The sequence below is a fragment of the Floridaenema aerugineum BLCC-F46 genome (genome assembly GCF_041929345.1).
GTDB classification, from domain to species: domain Bacteria; phylum Cyanobacteriota; class Cyanobacteriia; order Cyanobacteriales; family Aerosakkonemataceae; genus Floridanema; species Floridanema aerugineum.
Genome location: NZ_JBHFNQ010000240.1, coordinates 1 through 1,309, shown reverse-complemented (window position 1 = coordinate 1,309; position 1,309 = coordinate 1). Strand labels below are relative to the sequence as shown.

Below are 1,309 nucleotides of genomic sequence, written 5' to 3'. Positions count from 1 at the left end.
GTTGCGCTTTAGCGCTCTTACCCATGATAATAAGAGCGCTAAAGCGCAACAACGTACCCATTTCTAAGTAAATAAATTGAGTTAATGTCGCCTCATGTTACTGCATCAAAGTTCGGGAAAATGGCGTTTAGGTTTAGCGCTATCACTGTTAACAGTCTTGTTATGGGGCATTCTACCAATAGCCCTTAAAGTAACACTTCAAGGATTAGATCCCTACACCGTTACTTGGTTTAGATTTTTAATGTCTTTTGGGTTACTGGGTGTGTATTTAGCTACCAGAAAACAACTACCTTCTGGAGAAAAATTACGTTCTCTTCCCTTAACTTTGTTAGGAGTTGCGAGCATATTTTTAGCCCTTAATTATATCCTTTATTTATTGGGTTTAGCCTACACAACTCCCGCAAATGCCCAAGTTTTAATTCAACTTGCTCCCGTGTTAATGGGATTAGGAGGAATTTACATTTTTAAAGAACGTTATACCCTGATACAGTGGACAGGTTTAGGAGTATTAACGTTAGGATTTGCCCTGTTTTTTAATGAACAATTAAAAACTTTGATTACTGCTCAAGGAACATATTTATTTGGTTCATTTTTAATCATTATAGCTGCTATAGTTTGGGCAGTTTACGGGTTAGCACAAAAGCAACTTTTGCAACAATTAACTTCTGGCAATGTCATGTTATTAATTTATGGCATTTGTGCGATGTTATTTGCTCCTTTTGCTCATCCCCAAGCTATACTTAACTTAACTCCTTTGCAGTTGGCTATGCTAATTTTTTGTGGGTTGAATACAGTTATTGCTTACGGTGCTTTCGCTGAATCTTTGGAACATTGGGAAGCATCACGAGTCAGTGCTGTATTATCTGCTACTCCCATTGTTACTTTAATATCTGTTTGGATGGTAGCTTCGTTATTTCCAAGTTCGATTGTGACAAATAACCTGACAATTTTAGGAGTTTTCGGATCTATTTTAGTAGTAGTTGGTTCCCTGACTATTGCTTTAGGGAAAAAACATTAATTTATGGCTGAATTGAAAAGAAAATGTAGAGACTTTTAGACAACCTTATGTAGAGACGTTGTATACAACGTCTCTACATGGTAAAAATTAAGAGAATTTACTGAAGCCAGAAAAAGACAATAGTTGTAGGGTGCGTCAGATAGCATAATTTTAAGCAACGAATGATAATCTTAAGGTTCTGACGCACCCTACTTAATCTAAATTGAAAAGTTGTAGGGTGTGTCAGATAGCATAATTTTAGACAACGAATGATAATCTTAAGGTTCTGACGCACCCTACTTAATCTAAATT

General features: G+C 36.1%; 1 protein-coding gene. It reads left to right on the top strand.

The window, feature by feature from the left end; translation table 11 throughout:
* Positions 1 to 94: 94 nt before the first annotated feature.
* Positions 95 to 1,018 (top strand): DMT family transporter, encoded by a 924-nt coding sequence (locus ACE1CC_RS33100; protein ID WP_413274691.1) that lies wholly within the window; start codon positions 95 to 97, stop codon positions 1,016 to 1,018.
* The last annotated feature ends 291 nt before the right edge of the window (positions 1,019 to 1,309 follow it).